This window comes from Actinomadura rubrisoli, assembly GCF_004349215.1.
In the GTDB taxonomy this organism is placed as follows: Bacteria; Actinomycetota; Actinomycetes; order Streptosporangiales; family Streptosporangiaceae; genus Spirillospora; species Spirillospora rubrisoli.
Genome location: NZ_SMKU01000219.1, coordinates 1 through 15,640 on the forward strand (window position 1 = coordinate 1; position 15,640 = coordinate 15,640).

Here is a 15,640-nt window from a genome sequence, read left to right on the forward strand (position 1 = left end):
CTCACACCGATCCTGGCCCTCACCGCCGCGATCTGGCACAACGACAAGACCGACCAGCCGATCGCCCGCTCCCTGACCGCCTACGACCACTGAACGCAACAGCAGCCCTTGGAATCAATCATCTAGCGGCACAGTTCCCGAAAGAACACATGCAGGACTCAGCGCCGGCGTTGAAGGGGCGGCCGTGGCTGACAAGGCGGTCTTCTTGCTGGACGGTCCAGTGGCTCCCTCGTCCACGGCCGCAGATCACGGAAACGATCCGCGACGAACCACCGCGTTCGGCTCCGCGCGCCTGGAGTGGCCGGGGGCGTCCAGCGAGGCTTCGTCGCTGAGGAAGCCGCCGGACTGGTGGTGCCAGAGACGGGCATAAGGCCCCTTGGCCTGTAGGAGCTCCCGATGGGAGCCCTGTTCGAGGACGCTGCCGCGGTCGAGAACGACCAGGCGGTCCATGCGGACGACCGTGCTCAGCCGGTGCGCGACGACCAGTGCGGTGCGGTCGCGCATCAGGTGCCACAGGGCCTCCTGGACGAGAAGCTCGCTCTCGGAGTCCAGCGCGCTGGTCGCCTCGTCCAGCAGCAGGATCGGAGCGTCCCGGAGGACGGCGCGGGCGAGTGCCACGCGCTGCCGCTGACCGCCGGAGAGTTTGACGCCCCGCTCGCCGACGAGCGTGTCGAAGCCGTCCGGAAGGCCCTCGGCGAACTCGGTGACGTGCGCCGCCCGCGCGGCCCGCAGTACCTCGGCCTCGGTGGCGCCCGGCCGGGCGAAGGCGATGTTGTCGTACACCGACCGGTGGAACATCGCGGGTTCCTGCGGGACGTACGCGATCAGGCTGCGCAGGTCGCTCTGGCGCAGCCGGGCGATGTCCTGCCCGCCGACGAGGATCCGGCCGCCGTCGACGTCCATGAGACGTAGCACCAGCCGGGTGAGGGTGGTCTTGCCGCCGCCGGACCGCCCCACCAAGCCGATCTTGGTCCCGCTGGGAATCTCCAGGTCCAGCCCGTCGAACAGGGGCGGGCCGTCACCGTGCGCGAAGAACACCCGCTCGAAGCGGACCGCCGAGTCGACCGGACGCAACGGCAGCGGATCCGGAGCGTCGACGACGGTCGGAGGCGACTGGAGCAGCTCGGTGAACTGCGCGGCCTCGGTGAGCGTGCTCTCTATCCGCCGGTAGACCTGGTTGAACTCGAACATGATCCGAGTCGCGTTGGTGTAGTAGGAGAACGTCACCACGATGGCCTCCACCCCGAGCCCGCCGCGGAGCGCCACCGCGGCGAGCAGACCCAGGGCGCTGGTCAGGATCGACATCGGCGCGACGATCGTGTCGACGCGGAGGTTGGCGTAGTCCCAGGAGCGCAGCGACAGCCGGTACTGCTCGGTGATCCGGTGCCGGAACTCGGTGGCCTCCCGCTCCTCGGCGGCGAAGGCACGGACCGTCTCCATGTTGGTCATCACGTCGGCGATGTGGCCCGACACGCGCACCTTGGCCGCCTCGCGCTCGTCCACCAGCACCTGCCGACGGCGAATGAACGGAGCGACGAGAAACCCGGTGAGGACGATCAGCCCGACGAGGACGAGAACCAGGAGCGGATGATACCGCCACAGGACCACCGAGGCGAAGACCAAGGGGATCACGTTGGCCATGACGGAGAAGGCGACCGTGTCGGCGAAGCTCTCGAAGCCGCCGCAGAAACTCAGTATCCGTTTGGTCAGTGAACCGGCGAAGTTGTCGTGGAAGAACGCGGTGTCTTTGGCGAGCAACTCGTCCATACCGGCGATGCCGAGCCACTCGGAACCTTGGGCATTCGTTCGGTTGAGAAAATGCAACCCCACCCGCCACAGCGCCTCGCCCACCAGCATCAGGCCGGCGAAGCCGAGAACGTAGGGAAAGAGCGCGGCGAGGTCGCCCTCCCCACCGCCGGCCAGGTGCCCCACCAGTCCGGCCACCACCAGCGGTGTCAGATAGAACAAGCAGGTGTTCCCCAACGCCGGCAGCGTCAGCGCCGGAACCGACATCCGCCACTGACGGCGCAGCACACCGCAGTAGTACCGCAGGGCCAGCAGAACCGCTTGTTTGCGGGGCGACCGGCGGTCCCGGGAGGCACCTCGTACTCCTGGCACAGCCATCCGCCCTCCCACGCCGCCGCTCACCCCATGCTGCCCCGAACACCCGGAACAGGCGAACGCTTTTCCACGAGCACCTCCGACAAAGACCCCTCAGAAAACTGCAAGCCGAAGAGGACAGCATCAACCATCGACGAGTTCCTCCGGTGCGTCGCCCGGGTGATTGACCTGCGATTTGACCAGAAGGCCGGCTCCGGCCACGGCGAAGACGTCGACAACCCCCGCCAACCAGAATTCGCGATCGGCGATCACCAGGTCGCGGATGGCAGTGTGACTCATGCCACATTGATTCAGCGCCGGGTGCCTCTAATCCAGGTCTTACCCAGCGTCTGACGTCATGAGACAGCCCTAAAACTCCTCCCGGGCCGGACCTAAATGAGATGCGGGGAACGCAAGGCCATGAGAAGCCGTCCAACTGTGCCAGGTGGGGCAGATAGCGATGCCTTCGGGTAAAGGGCTCGGAACAACGATGACCGGTTGACTGCGATCAAGGCCCGGTAGCCCGGAAGGCCGCTGGTCAGCAGCCGGATGACCTCCTCATAGGACTCGCGGGCGAACAAGCACAACGCGAGCACGAAGTACACCACCAAGCGGGACGGTAAGAGCCTGCGCCGCCGCTCGGTGCGGTCGTGTTCGGCGATGGCTTCATCGGCCAACTCAGGGGTGAACACCGCCGTCAGGACACCGAGCCGGGCCCGTAGCGCTGTGGTTCCGCCGCTCACACCCGAACACGATCAAGCACCAGCAGGCACTACCGAGTGGTACCGCCAACCCGTAACGATCAAGAACCACGCCCGTGACCACGGACATCGACCGCTAAAGCAACTGCATATTGGGCCGCGAGGCCCCCGCTTCACGCTCGCTCAGCTGAGCCGAGGTCGGGTCCGGTGACCGTCCGCTTTTCAGGAGTAGCAACCGCCGCGCTTGCGGAACGTTCGCCGAGGTAGCCGGTGCCTCAAGGTTACTGTTGGTGCCCGGCATGTGGGGTTGTTGTCGTCGGGACCGTCGTCAGCTTCGTTGGTGCTGACCTCAGGCTTCGAGGCGCTGTACGTGCCACTCATACTGGCCCCACATGCCGACCCCTGGATGCTGGCGATGAGTGATACATTCGCATATCCGACCCGCCGCATGACGGCCAGGGCAAAGCGTCTCGGACGATCCCGCCTCCACATAGACCACGTAATCGTCGGCCCGTCGAGTGCCTATCCCCCGGATGGATTGTCATTTCAAAGAGCGGACCATCAGGGTCCGCTTCTGGATTGACACCAGGAAGCGGACGCTTTGTGACCCCCGGAAATGGCATCCGCTCCATGAGGACTCCACAAGCTTTCCCATATTGATCCGGAGCCCGGCAAGGAGTTCTTCGACAACCGCCGCATTGCTCTCCTTTGCCGCTGCAAGCACGAACCTTGCCGCAGCATATGCGTCAGCCTCGACGTCATGATGACGCTCAACCGAAAGTCCGATCTTTGCGGCTACCCACGGCAACGAATTCGCAGCCTCGCCCACGTCGTGGCGTATGCCGCTGGCAGGTCGCGTAAGCCGTTGTGTGGAGCCGTTGCTGTACTTCCGTGCTGTACAGCAGAGCCACCGACCTGCCCCATTACCGACGTCCAGCGGTGCCGGGGTGATGAATCAGAGCCACGTGACGCGAATCAGGCACGTCTCCCGCTGCTCCTCCAACACAAAGTAGACGGCAAGGCCGCCGTCTCCGAACGCGAGCGTGAGCATGTTGCCTCGGGGGTTGGACCTGCCGAACGGCCGACCACTCCACGGAGAGATCTCCAGCAGAGTGATCAACTCGGCGAAGGGACCGAGAGCTTCGTCCGGAAGCGCAGAGACCTGCTCCTCGACCTCCGGCGTCAGGATGAGCCGATACAACTACCCTCGGGCCTCACGCTCGGCGAGGATCTCGCGCACAGACCGTCCTCTGGGAACCGACTCCCCGGCCTGGATGCGCTCGGCCACCGCATGCATCCGCCGTCGGCCTTCGGGGTCTTTGACCGAGTCGCAGGCCGCGAGCCACCACAGGTGCACGAAGTCGTTCAGGACACCCAGGTCCAGACTGACGCGCACCTCGTCGAGCACGGCCCCGAGCCCGGCGTCGAACGCCTCGCGGTCCTGCGGCACCACGAGAGCGGACCGGATGGCACGAAGACTCTTCTCCAGCGAGGGCGTCCCGCCCGCCGGGTAGTCCTGCGGTTGCGCAGTCATCACAAGCCCTCCCTCTCCCACACCTAGACCCTACAGACCTCGCTCAGCCTCGCGCCTGGATCGGCCGGGGGATGCTGGGGCCCAGCAGTGGTGACGCTGCTGAAGAAGGCGAAGGAGAAGGAGACCGGTTCATGAAGAACAGAGACGACGTCGGCCGGGGCGGCGAGCAGCCACCTGACGACAAGATCATGTCCGAGTGGATGCATCCCGGATGCATCCGGCCCGGATCCGGCGGTGCGGAGAACAACCCTTCAAGATCGCAATTGGGGGCTGACCTGCTAGAGCCGGCGAGGGGACTTGAACCCCTAACCTTCTGTTTACAAGCTACCGGCGATCACCTGACGACCCTCTCACCTGCTGTGACTACGTCCGTGGGTGTCCGTGAGAGTCCCCACTGCGCCGCACCGGTTGCTGTACTTCCCGGCTGTACAACTGAGACCCTGCGGAACGCTGATTCATGATCAGCGTTCCGCAGGGTCTCCGGCTACCATCCCGCTTGTGACCATGATCCCCCCGCCGCATGCCCGCTCCAAGCAGCAGCCGACTGCCCTTACTGCGTTGACGGATACGCGTTTCACGACACTCGTCACCCCGTTGGTAATCTCCTGGATCTACCGAGGCTGCATGGTCGTGATCGCGATGATGACGATCTGGTGGATGCTGCTCGCAGCGGCGATCATGACATGGCGAAACGGCTGGATGTGGGGTGTCCTCGGCCTGGTAGCCTCGCCCGTCCTCGGCCTAGTCGTGCTCCTGATCGTCCGCGTCGCCTGCGAGGCCGTCCTCCTCCGCTTCCACCGGCGAGGCTAGAGCCCTAGAGCCAGGTGCGAAGGACTCTCCGGCTCCGAGCGTCCGTCCGATGCTGGTCGTGACCGTGTCGAGGCTGTCCAGGTCCCCGAGTTCGGTACCGGCGAGCGGTCCGTTATGCCAGCGGAACTGACCCTTGTCATCGTCCCAGACGATCAGGTAAGGCCCTCTGTGGCGGTACGAGACGCGCATGTAGTACTCGGGCATCGGCGGGTCATACTGCGCAGGGTAGGGAGTGTAGCCACAGTTCGCGGTGACTTGTGGGATGGATCGTCGGATCGCCGCCCACAGTGAATCGAGCGGTCCGTATGGGGACGTGCCACGATGTGGCAGCTCCGAAGCCTTATCCATGGGTCCGGCCTCCGTCGTGAGTGCGCACCATACGAAGGACCACGCCGGCCACTTCGGTCACCTGCTCCGCGCGGCCGATGACTTGACAGCCTTCCTCATGGGGGACGCAGAAGTACAAGGGCCCGTTCCACGGCTGAGCGTGGCAAGCCACCTTCACCTGTTGTTCGACCGTCAGCCCTTGAATGCTGAGTCCGGCCCGCTCTACGTGGAGGCCGCCGTCACGCCTCAGCGTCTCGCTGAGCGCTTCCAGCCGCTCTCGTTCGGGACTGGCCGCCTTCATGACGCCTCCCCCTCTAGGGCGCCCTTCACGGCCGTCAATGCCTCATGCGGCTTGTTGGCTTCGCAGATCGGTATTCCACCGGTCCAGGTGAACCACAACTGGCCTGCGTCGCTCTTCCGTTCATGGCACCACACCCGCACCTGTCGCGACTCTCCGCGTGTCGCTGCGAGCAAGTTGCCTGGATGAACCACAGCCGTGTAGCCCTGGCCACGCAGCAGACGCGCAAGTGTCTCCACCGCCTTCTGACGCGCGTTGACGATCTGCTCGTGGTCGGTCTCACGAGGCCGATCAAGGGAAGTCACGGAAACCCTCCTCCTCGCCTGGTGGGGCATCGTTTGAAGCTGAACCCCATGACTACTTCACTGATCTGTGGTCTACTGGTTGAACGTTCGATGAGCATCCTGACGTGGGAGGTTGCCGGGATCCACAAAGGCGCCACAACTGATATGAGGCTGGATCAATCGACAAGTCATCCGGATGTTTCGCTGAAACATCCGGGGAGCCCCGAGAAAGAGGGCAAGGTGGGACTTAGTGCCCGAGACCTGGCAGCCGTGTTAAGGCGGCAGATCAACGATCAAGAACTGAATTTTGGGGACGTCATCCCCTCTCAGACCGCACTCTCCGCTACCTATAGCGTGAGTGTGACGACAGTTAACCGCGCTTTGGGCGAACTCCGCCGTGAGGGGTTGGTCCGGACGGAGCAGGGAAGGGGGACGATTGTGACACTATTGCCACAGATTGTCCGGGATGCCCGAGACAGGTACACGCATTCCAAGAGAAGCCAGGACAGAGGGGCGTTTGCTGCTGAAGTCCGCCGTCTCGGTATGACCCCCAGGTCCGAGACAACTATCCTCCGGGAGGTCCCTCCGCCTAAAGTCGCCGAGTTTCTCGGAACCGGTGGCGAGGAGGTTGTGATCCGTCATAGGCAGATGTACGCGGACGACACCCTTGTTCAGATCGCGCCTTCCTACATCCCGCTTTCCATCGCTGGCGGAACAATGCTGGAGGACAACGTACAAAGCCCCGGCGGTATGGTGTCCACAATGGCGCAACTCGGCTACGAGCAGGTACACGCGGATGAGTACCTCACGCCTTGCCGGACTCCGACGGACGAGGAATCGACGCGGTTCGGTATCGCGAGTGACCAGCCGGTCTTTGACCTGTACCACGTGGCCTACGACGCTTCCGGACGGGCCGTAGAGGTCTGCCACCACGTAGGGCCTACTCACCTATGGCAGTTCGTCTATCGGGTGCCGATGAAGTAGGAGCTGGACGCTCGAATGAGTCAGGGGCCCTCTCAGCGGAGAGGGCCCCTCATGCTGCGCAGCCTCAGGGATAGGCGCCTGACCAGGGAGGGGCTGCGCCGCCCGCTCGTGTGCACAACCAGACTTGCGACGGTGGTGTCAGAGGCTGGTGTCCTTCTCGGCGGGTCCCACATGCAAGTCGAGGGGGTGACTCTCGAAGCCAACCGCTGTCTCGGGCGGAAAGCGAAGCCCGCTTGCCTCCAATATGGCGGCCCGCTGTAGTGCGAAGCGCCGGCACTCCGCACTCAGAGCCCGTGATCCTTCGGTGCGGTGTGTCTGCTTTGGGTGATGGCGGTAGAGCCAGGTAATCGCCTCGTCGTAGTACCCGTCCGTGATTTGGGACAGAGCGGCGAACGTCGCCAACTCATCGTCGTAAGGGATGCCGGACCAGCCACCTAGTGCGCGGAAGGAGGCCGCCCGAAGCATGAGCGCTGCACCGTGGATCGGCCAGTTGGCGCCCTGCTCGCCTGCGTAGGCATTAATGACTCCGGCCTTCTGAAGGCCGAAGGAGATAGGGGATGGATACGGTCTGCGCTCCCCGTTCGGTAGGAGGTCATCGGCCTGACCGATGGCCCAGTGGATGGGATGTTCTTCAAAGCGCGGAATGAGTGTCAGGAAGGCATCCGACAGGAGGACGTCATCTTGGTCCAGTGCTTGGAGCAAGACGCCGGATGCGCGAGACAGAGCCAGGTTTCGAGTTGAGGCGATCCCGAGTTGCTGGCCGTTAGCGGCGTAGCGGACGATGTCCACTCCGACGAACCGTTCTGAGAGCTGAGGTGTGTCTCCGTCCTCTTGGACGATCCATTCAAGCTCCCATCCGTCGGGCAGCTCCAGCGCCTCAACGCTCTTGATGGTTTCCGGAAGATACTCGGCGGATGGGGCGTAGGAGGCTGTGATGATTGAGATCAGCGGCATTGTCTATTTCTCCCATGGTGTGAGGTGTGTTTCGAAGGACAGTTCGGTTCGGTCGGCAGGAAATACCGCGTCCGAGACTTCGACTACTCGCCCCTCCGTGTCGATCGAGATGCGACGCACTTCAAGAATGGGAACGCCCGCTTCCATGTCCCACTCTTCACGCTCTACCGTGGTCGGCATCCGGCTCGTTACCTCATCCACGATTTGGCGTAGCTCGATACCCAAAGTGAGTAGTTGATACTGCGTTCCGCCCGCCCATGGCTCATTTGCTGAATCTAGGTAGTCGGGATTTCCACCGATCAGCTCTGTGGGCAGATAGGAAACGCTCCAAGCGTTTCTTTGCCCTCCCTTACGGAGGCGCGTCTCGTAAGTGCGTTGAAGGATTTCGGTTCCGGTGCCGACGTTGAAAACCCTTGCCAGGTTCTCATTCGCTTCTATTACGTCGTAAGTGGCAGAATGTTCCAGTTCGGCGAACGCTATGTTTGTCTCCAGTTCAGCGGTTCCGATCTGGGAACGCTCCTCCTCTGACCGGATCGCAAGATCCTTCTCGATCTGGTGGCGAGTGGACGAGCGAACGATGCGCCTTGGTGGGACCCGCACGGCCAGAGGCTTGCCTCTGCCTCCGGAGACCAGTCCTTGATCCTTTAGTAGCCGGTGGGCCTCACGTGCGGCTCCCACGCTGCAACCCCAGTCCTCACAGAGTTTCTGGATCGTGGGTACCGGGTTGCCTGCGGTGAGTTCGCCACGCTCGATCCGGATCCGGATGTCATCCGCGATGGCGAGCGATACTGATCGTTTCGCCGGTGTGACCTGAGGCTTCATGCCTCCACGGTACACCCGTTTGCAGGTTTGCCAGCAAACTTCCCTCAACCCTCTTGCGCCGAGCCGACCCGAGGGTCTAGCGTCCTGTCCTGTTCGCCGGTTTGCCAGCAAACTGGCAAACCAGTCAAGTCGAGAGGATCGCGCATGCCTACCCAGCCGAAGAAGATTTGGCCCACCCTCGCGAGCGTCGTGCTCGTGGTCTTCGCCTTCAACAACCCCGAGAAGGCCGCCCAGTTCGTCAACCAGGCCGTCAGCGCCATCGAGCGGTTCGCCAATGCCCTCGGCTGACCGCCCCGTCCCTGGCCCGAACCGCAAGGAGCTTGCTGCAATGAGCCACTTCGCCCTGCCCACCTCGGCCCTCACGAGCACGGATCTACGCGGCGAGTCCATCGAGGGCGCACAGTGCCGCTTCGATCCTGAGCTGCACGATGGCCCGATCTTCACCGAGGAAACGGCGGATGACCGCGAGGCTCGTGAAGCGGTCGCCATCAGTGTCTGCGAGACCTGTCCGCTGCGGCTTAGGTGCTTGGAGTACGCGGTGGCGACGCTGCCTGAGTTCGGCATCTGGGCGGGCTTCACCGCTGAGGAGATCGCCGAGTTGGCTATCGACTTCGTGAGCGAGGTCGCCTGACCATGGCTCACGTTGCCGAGCCTGCGATCGTCGTTGACCTCGTGGGCACTGGATGCGGGACCGGCTACGTCGTGACCGGTCCTCACGCTGGCGCCGCCGTGGCCACGGGCCGAGAGGGCAGGCGCCACTACGCCGAGATCGACGCCGATCGTCACGTCACCGCCTATGGAAGCTCTACCGACGTGGCGGTACGTCGCGCCGCCGCCCAGCTCGGGATTACCGGAACCGCGCTGATCAGCGTGGACGCCACCGGCGCCGAACGCACGATTCCCCTGCCCGCCTGACCCTTCCGCGTGCTTCCCGAAAGGAGCCTTCCCATGGCGCTGAGCTGCATTGAAGCTCCCGCCGGCACTCCAATGCCGAGCCTGCCGTGACCGCCTTCACCGCATCGGGGCGGCCCCGTCTCCGCCAAGAAACCGGCCGCCCCGATGACTCCCAGTCCCTTCACAGCGACAGGAGCACCCTCATCATGACTGACAGCCTCGCTACGCCTCCGCCATCCTTCGGAAACCCCGCCCCGCCCCCCGACGCCCGAGGCCGCGCGCTGAGCGGTAACGAGTTCACCGCCGTTGCCGTGGTGGCCGCCTGCGTGGCGGTGCTGGGCCTGCTGGGGTTCGTCAACAGCTTCGCCGCCGTTGAGCAGGCCGCGCGGCCCTCGTTCGACTGGTTCGCCTGGACGGTCCCGCTCGGCATCGACCTCGGAATCGCCATCTTCGCCGCACTGGACATCGTCCTTGCTCGACTGGACATGCGGGTCCGGTGGCTGCGCCTGATCCCCTGGACCCTCACCGCCGCCACGGTGTATCTGAACGTCGCCGAGGAGACCACGGCGTTCGGCGCGGTCGCTCACGCGGTCCTGCCGTGCCTGTGGGTCCTGGCCGTCGAGATCGGGTCACACGTCGTCCGCATCCGCGCCGGGATCGAGGCCGGTACGCGCATGGACGGCATCCGTACCTCGCGATGGTTCCTGGCACCCTGGCCGACGCTGAAGCTGTGGCGCCGGATGGTGCTCTGGGAGATCCGCTCCTACCCCGAAGCGCTCGGCCGCGAGCGTGACCGCGTCCTGGCGCTGACCGACCTTCAGGACACCTACGGCCGCTGGGCCTGGCGCCGCAACGCTCCCCGACGCGTTCGCGCCCTGTACCGCCTCGGCGAACTCGCTCCCGCCGCTGGGACCGGCGGTCCCACGGCTGCCCCGGACCGTCCCACCATCGAAGCCGGGTCGTCCGCCGATACCCGTCCTGAGCGGTCCGAGACCGTCCGCAGGACCGCCCCGAAGACGGCACCCAAGACGGCGCGTGGACGGTCCGGCTCAACGTCCGGAACCCGGTCCCGGACCGGACGTGGCCGCAAGGCCCGGTCCGTCCCGGACGTGGACGACCTCATGCCGCTGGGGTGGCATATCGCCGCCAACCTGGCCGAGCAAGGCCAAGCGCTCACCCGTGACGCGCTGCGTGCCGAGTTGCGCAAGGCCGGAAGCGGCGCCGGTAACGAACGCGTCGGCGCCCTCCTGGCCCGACTGAAGACTGAAGCCCCCACCGACCCCATTGCTCAGACCAGCGGTCCTGAACTCGCGACGGTGAACGCGGCCAAGGGAGACGACGCCCGATGAGGATCAACGGCACTTCCGCCCCCTTGGCTGGCGTCGCGCAATGGCCCCTGCCGTCCGATGCAGCCGACCCCGACACGATCCCCGAGGCCGCTCTGCGCACCGAGGACGCCGCCGCGCCGGACATGCAAGACACCTCCTACGCGGTGACCCTCGATGAACCGGAGAAGGACACCTCCGACGCATCCGAACCCGCGTTGACAGGTACCGTCCTGCGCCCCGCGGGCGACGACACGATCACTGAGGGTGCGCGGCATCCGATCATCCCGCCCGTGTTCCGGGATCGGGTCACCTTCGAGGCCGCCGTCCGCAAGCTGGTCGGCCGGTGGCTGCACATCACCGGCTATCACGCCGTCCGGGCGCCCTGGTATGCGGTCAAGATGACCGGCTACGCCGCCCTCGGCGCGGCCAAGCTCGCCGGGCGACAAGTCCGTTGGTGGTGGCTTCTGGAACAGGAGCCGTTGCGTCAGGCCGCTGCGAGCAGAGGCGACGCGGACCTGTGGCTGAAGCTGCACCGCGAGGCCGCCAGGGTCCGTACCGGGCGCGGCCTGGCCGTGCTCGGCGAAGTAGTTTCGATCGGCGCCGGAGGCGTGTTGGCGGCCGGATCACCGTGGACGGTGGCGGGCGCGATAGCGGTGTCCGTGCCGCTGCTCGCTCGCTACGGCCGTCCGGCCGGCAAGAACATCGCAGGCCAAGCGGTCATCCCATCGCGGTACCGCGTCATCACCCATGACGTTGTCCTACGCGCCTACTACGCCGCTGGGCTGGGACATCCCGACAAGCCCCAACAGCAAGTGCAGTTCGCCGCGCCCGGCCTGTCCGCCGATGGCGACGGGTCCAAGGTCACCGTCGATCTCCCGTACGGCAAGGGCTTCAATGACGTCATCAAGGCCAAGGACGCGCTTGCCTCCGGTCTGGACGTGGCGATCTCGCAAGTGTTCGTCACCCGGGACGCCACCTCACACCGCCGTCACACGCTGTGGGTCGCTAACCGTGACCCGCTCGCCGTGCCGGTCGGTCGTACGCCGCTGCTGCGCTGCAAGCCCACCGACATCTGGGAGCCTGCTCCGGTCGGCCTGGACGAGCGAGGCCGCGCGGTGACGGTACCGCTGCTGTGGAACTCGACGATGGTCGGGGCGCAGCCTCGCCAGGGGAAGACGTTCTTCGCGCGCCTCCTGGCGCTGTACGCCGCGTTGGACCCCTACGTGCGGCTGTCGGTGTTCGACGCCTCCGGAAAGCCCGACTGGCGCAAGTTCGCGCTCGTGGCCCACCAGTTCTCCTCCGGCCTGGTGATGACCCGTGACGGTGACCCGGTCGAGATCCTCATCGAGGCTCTGCGGGAACTGAAGGCGGACGTCCAGGACCGCTACCAGCGACTCTCGGACCTGCCCACCGACGTGTGCCCCGAGGGCAAGCTCACGCGGGAGATCGCGCGTGATCCCAAGTACGGGATGCCCGTGCGAGGCGTGTTCCTGGACGAGTTCCAGGAGTACTACGACACCCCCGACGCCGAGGCCAACAAGGAGATCGCGTCCCTGCTGCTGTTCCTGGTCAAGACCGCTCCGGCCGCCGGAGTGTTCATGGTCGACGCCACACAGAAGCCGTCCGGCATCGGCGCTGGACAGGTCGCGACCTCGTTCAACTCCTTCCGCGACAACCACCAGACCCGTTTCAGCCTCCGTACCGGCTCGTGGCAGGTGTCGGATCTGGTGCTCGGCGCGGGCGCCTACGGCGAAGGGCTGGACTCCTCGCTGTTGCTGCCGTCCTACAAGGGCGTTGGCATCCTGCGGGGCGCTTCCGACGACACGCCAACGGTGCGCTCTCACCTGGCCGACGCCGAGGACGCCGAGAAGATCCTTCTGGCCGCACGCGACCTCCGCGAGCGTGCCGGAACGCTGTCCGGGCACGCGGCCGGAGACCGCACCGCTCGGCAGGTACGAGACGTGCTCGCCGACGCGTACGCGATGTTCCTTCCCGGCGAGTCGTTCTTGCCCTGGCAAGAGCTGGCCGCGCGGCTGGCCGACCAGCTTCCCGCTTCGTATGGCGACCTGACCGCCGAGGCCGTCTCGGCTCAGGTCCGCTCGTTCGGTGTACCGAGCGTGAACGGCAAGCGCGACGGCCAGGTGCTCAAGGGCGCCAAGTGCGACGCCATCACCGACGCACTGAGGGCCCGCACACCGTGACCCCGCCGCCCGGCCTCGGCCGCGTGCCGAGGCCGGGCGGACGGTAGCGGACACCTCACAGCGGTAGCGACCGCGCTACCGCCCCCGCTACCGCACTGATCAGCGCAAATACCCCCGAGTAGCGGGTAGCGCGCTCCCTTCCCGCTGCCCGCAGACCACGCCAGGAGGCACCATGACCCCCCTCGTCGCCGCTACCGCTACCCACACCGACGCTACGCCCGCCTTCCTCGCCATCGCCTTCCTGATTGCCGCCGCCTATGCCATCGCGTGCTGGCTGTGGCCCTTCCGTGCGTGCGCACGCTGTGACGGCGCTGGCAAGTTCCGTTCACCGTCTGGTCGCGCCTGGCGCTACTGCCGCCGCTGCGACGGCAAGGGTGCGCAACTGCGCCTCGGCCGCCGTCTCTGGAACGGCCTCAACAAGCGGTGAGCGCTGACCCGCCCCGTGTCTCGCTTCGTTCTCCCCGAGAGGAACCCGCCTTGACCACGCCCCGCCTGCACGTCATCCAAGGCGACGACCCGCACGGCCCGGCCGCCGAACTGGCCGAGTTTGTCCGGCCGCTGCCTCACAACATCGAGGCCGAGCAACACACTCTCGGCGCGGTGATGCTGGCCCCCACCATGCTGCCCGAGGTGCGCGCCCTGCTGGACGGCAGCGAGTTCTACCGTCCCGCTCATGGCGTGATCTGGGGCACCATCGTGGACTTGGCCGATCGTGGCGCCCCGTTCGAACCGGTCGCTGTGGCCGCCGCCATCAACCCGCGCGACCTGGCCACGATAGGAGGAGCGCCCTACCTGCACACCCTGATCAGCCAGGTTCCCAGCGCAACGAGCGCCACTTACTACGCCAATTTGGTGCGGGACCTGGCCTACGCTCGCCACGTCGTGTCCACCGGTACACGGTTGATGCAGCTCGGCTACACCGCCACCGGAGACACCGACCTACGCGGCGCGGTCGCCGCTGAGTTGGCCACCGTGAACGCCACACAAGGTCAAAGCTGGGCTGATCCCACGCCACTCTCGGCCGCCACCGAACTACCGCCCTTTCCGGTGTGGACGTTCCCGGACTGGCTCGGCGAGTACGCGGCCGGACTCGCCGAAGTCACCCAAACCCCGCCCGACCTGGCCGGTTCGCTTGCCCTTGCCGTGCTCGGCGTCGCCGCCGGCGGCAAGGTGTGGGTCCGCGCCACCACATGGACCGAGCCCACCAACCTGTACACGCTCGTGGTGCTGCCTCCGGGCAACCGCAAGTCCGAGGTCTACAAGCACATGACCGCCCCCATTAAGGCCGCTGAGGCCGTCTTGGTGGAGCAGGCCAAACCCCGCATCGCTGAGGCGATCGTCGCGCGCAAGGTCGCCGAGTCCAACGTGGAGAAGACCGAGAAAGCCGCCACTGCTGCCCAAGACCCCACACAGCGCGCGGTGGCGATGGATGAGGCCACCTCGGCGCGCCTGGACCTGGAAGAGACTCCTATCCCGGCCGAGCCGTGCCTTTTCTCTGATGACGCCACTGTTGAGGTGCTCACGACTCGGGTTGCCGAGCAGGGCGGACGTTTTGCGATCCTGTCGCCAGAGGGCGAGATCTTTTCTATCGCCGCTGGCCGCTACTCCGGCGCCCCTAACCTGGCCGTTCTCAAGTCCGGTCACGCGGGCGAAGAGATGCGCATCGACCGTATGGGACGCGCGTCCGAGCGCATCGCCGCCGCCACCATCACGTTGGGCATTTGCACCCAACCCGGAGTCCTAACCCGCCTCGGCGAAACCCCCCAGTTCGGCGAACAAGGTCTACTCGGCCGCCTGCTCTACTCAGTGCCCGCGTCGCTGCTGGGCTTTCGCAACGAACAACCGGACCCGATACCCGAGCACGTCCGCGACACCTACAACGCCAACGTCCAGGCCCTGATCCTGTCCCTGGCCGCCCTCAACGAGCCCGCCACCCTGCACTTCGCCCCCGACGCTCAAGCCGCCATTCTTGACCTGGCCCGCGAGACCGAACCGCGCCTACGCCCTGGTACCGGCGACCTAGCCCACATGACCGACTGGGCAGGCAAATACGTCGGCGCTGTCGTCCGTATCGCCGCCCTGCTGCACCTCGCCGATCACTACCGCGACGGATGGGACCGCCCCATCACTCTGACCACCTTCACTAACGCCCGACTCATCGGCGAGTACTTCACCTCCCACGCCCGAGCCGCCTATGACGCCATCGGCGCCGATCCGGCCGTCAGCGACGCCCGTGCCGTTGCGGACTGGATCGAGCGGACCAGTACAACTCGGTTCACCACACGAGACCTCATGCGCAGTGGCCTCAAGAGCCGTTTCAAGAAGGCCGCCGACACCGAGCCCGCATTGCGCGTACTGGAAACCCACGGCTGGATTCGGCGCCTCCCCGCACCGCCCAACCCC

General features: G+C 65.7%; 19 protein-coding genes. 9 read left to right on the forward strand and 10 right to left on the reverse strand.

Annotated features, from left to right (window positions below):
• Window positions 1–246 precede the first annotated feature (246 nt).
• The 6 genes from E1298_RS31235 to E1298_RS31255 form a co-directional block, all read right to left on the reverse strand.
• Window positions 247–2,124, reverse strand: a complete 1,878-nt coding sequence (locus E1298_RS31235; protein WP_131899637.1) for an ABC transporter ATP-binding protein — start codon at window positions 2,122–2,124, stop codon at window positions 247–249.
• A 120-nt stretch (window positions 2,125–2,244) separates the two neighbouring features.
• A complete protein-coding gene (locus E1298_RS48550; RefSeq protein ID WP_165975761.1) occupies window positions 2,245–2,400 on the reverse strand; it encodes a hypothetical protein in 156 nt (51 codons plus the stop codon).
• A 92-nt stretch (window positions 2,401–2,492) separates the two neighbouring features.
• On the reverse strand, window positions 2,493–2,843 hold the full coding sequence (locus tag E1298_RS31240; RefSeq protein ID WP_131899639.1) for a transposase domain-containing protein: 351 nt from the start codon (window positions 2,841–2,843) through the stop codon (window positions 2,493–2,495).
• Window positions 2,844–3,342: 499 nt separating this feature from the next.
• Window positions 3,343–3,630, reverse strand: coding sequence for a hypothetical protein (locus E1298_RS31245; RefSeq protein WP_131899641.1), 288 nt, complete (start codon window positions 3,628–3,630; stop codon window positions 3,343–3,345).
• Window positions 3,631–3,756: 126 nt separating this feature from the next.
• A complete protein-coding gene (locus E1298_RS31250; protein ID WP_131899643.1) occupies window positions 3,757–4,002 on the reverse strand; it encodes a hypothetical protein in 246 nt (81 codons plus the stop codon).
• The gene (locus E1298_RS31255) at window positions 4,003–4,335 is read right to left on the reverse strand and encodes a DUF6247 family protein (protein ID WP_131899645.1); all 333 of its coding nucleotides are present in this window, start codon (window positions 4,333–4,335) and stop codon (window positions 4,003–4,005) included. It abuts the gene before it with no gap.
• A gap of 624 nt (window positions 4,336–4,959) precedes the next feature.
• Between E1298_RS31255 and E1298_RS51910 the strand changes: the two genes are divergently transcribed.
• The gene (locus E1298_RS51910) at window positions 4,960–5,145 is read left to right on the forward strand and encodes a hypothetical protein (protein WP_424923165.1); all 186 of its coding nucleotides are present in this window, start codon (window positions 4,960–4,962) and stop codon (window positions 5,143–5,145) included.
• On the opposite strand, the gene E1298_RS48555 is transcribed toward E1298_RS51910, so the two are convergent.
• Window positions 5,077–5,349: a hypothetical protein gene (locus E1298_RS48555; RefSeq protein WP_165975760.1), complete on the reverse strand. Its 273-nt coding sequence runs from the start codon at window positions 5,347–5,349 to the stop codon at window positions 5,077–5,079. The two genes, E1298_RS51910 and E1298_RS48555, sit on opposite strands and share 69 nt — an antisense overlap.
• A gap of 420 nt (window positions 5,350–5,769) precedes the next feature.
• A complete protein-coding gene (locus E1298_RS48560) occupies window positions 5,770–6,075 on the reverse strand; it encodes a hypothetical protein (protein WP_165975762.1) in 306 nt (101 codons plus the stop codon).
• A gap of 90 nt (window positions 6,076–6,165) precedes the next feature.
• Here E1298_RS48560 and E1298_RS31265 point away from each other — a divergent pair, with 90 nt between their 5' ends.
• Window positions 6,166–7,038 carry a GntR family transcriptional regulator gene (locus E1298_RS31265; RefSeq protein WP_165975763.1) on the forward strand — a complete coding sequence of 291 codons (873 nt, stop codon included), beginning with the start codon at window positions 6,166–6,168 and terminating at the stop codon, window positions 7,036–7,038.
• Between the two features lie 138 nt (window positions 7,039–7,176).
• Here E1298_RS31265 and E1298_RS31270 read toward each other — a convergent pair whose 3' ends face one another.
• Both E1298_RS31270 and E1298_RS31275 read right to left on the reverse strand, forming a co-directional pair.
• Window positions 7,177–7,992, reverse strand: coding sequence for a glycosyltransferase family 2 protein (locus tag E1298_RS31270; RefSeq protein ID WP_131899651.1), 816 nt, complete (start codon window positions 7,990–7,992; stop codon window positions 7,177–7,179).
• 3 nt (window positions 7,993–7,995) lie between these two features.
• The gene (locus tag E1298_RS31275; protein WP_131899653.1) at window positions 7,996–8,814 is read right to left on the reverse strand and encodes a GntR family transcriptional regulator; all 819 of its coding nucleotides are present in this window, start codon (window positions 8,812–8,814) and stop codon (window positions 7,996–7,998) included.
• A gap of 144 nt (window positions 8,815–8,958) precedes the next feature.
• Here E1298_RS31275 and E1298_RS48565 point away from each other — a divergent pair, with 144 nt between their 5' ends.
• The 7 genes from E1298_RS48565 to E1298_RS31305 all read left to right on the forward strand — a co-directional run.
• Window positions 8,959–9,102, forward strand: a complete 144-nt coding sequence (locus E1298_RS48565; RefSeq protein ID WP_165975764.1) for a hypothetical protein — start codon at window positions 8,959–8,961, stop codon at window positions 9,100–9,102.
• 40 nt (window positions 9,103–9,142) lie between these two features.
• A complete protein-coding gene (locus tag E1298_RS48570) occupies window positions 9,143–9,445 on the forward strand; it encodes a WhiB family transcriptional regulator (protein WP_165975765.1) in 303 nt (100 codons plus the stop codon).
• Window positions 9,446–9,543: 98 nt separating this feature from the next.
• Window positions 9,544–9,729, forward strand: a complete 186-nt coding sequence (locus E1298_RS31285; RefSeq protein WP_131899657.1) for a hypothetical protein — start codon at window positions 9,544–9,546, stop codon at window positions 9,727–9,729.
• Between the two features lie 185 nt (window positions 9,730–9,914).
• Window positions 9,915–11,057: a DUF2637 domain-containing protein gene (locus tag E1298_RS31290; protein WP_131899659.1), complete on the forward strand. Its 1,143-nt coding sequence runs from the start codon at window positions 9,915–9,917 to the stop codon at window positions 11,055–11,057.
• On the forward strand, window positions 11,054–13,237 hold the full coding sequence (locus E1298_RS31295) for a cell division protein FtsK (protein WP_131899661.1): 2,184 nt from the start codon (window positions 11,054–11,056) through the stop codon (window positions 13,235–13,237). The genes E1298_RS31290 and E1298_RS31295 overlap by 4 nt, the downstream gene beginning before the upstream one ends.
• 172 nt (window positions 13,238–13,409) lie before the next feature.
• Window positions 13,410–13,664, forward strand: coding sequence for a hypothetical protein (locus tag E1298_RS31300; RefSeq protein ID WP_131899663.1), 255 nt, complete (start codon window positions 13,410–13,412; stop codon window positions 13,662–13,664).
• A 50-nt stretch (window positions 13,665–13,714) separates the two neighbouring features.
• The coding region (locus E1298_RS31305; RefSeq protein WP_131899665.1) for a DUF3987 domain-containing protein at window positions 13,715–15,640 on the forward strand (1,926 nt) is incomplete at its 3' end.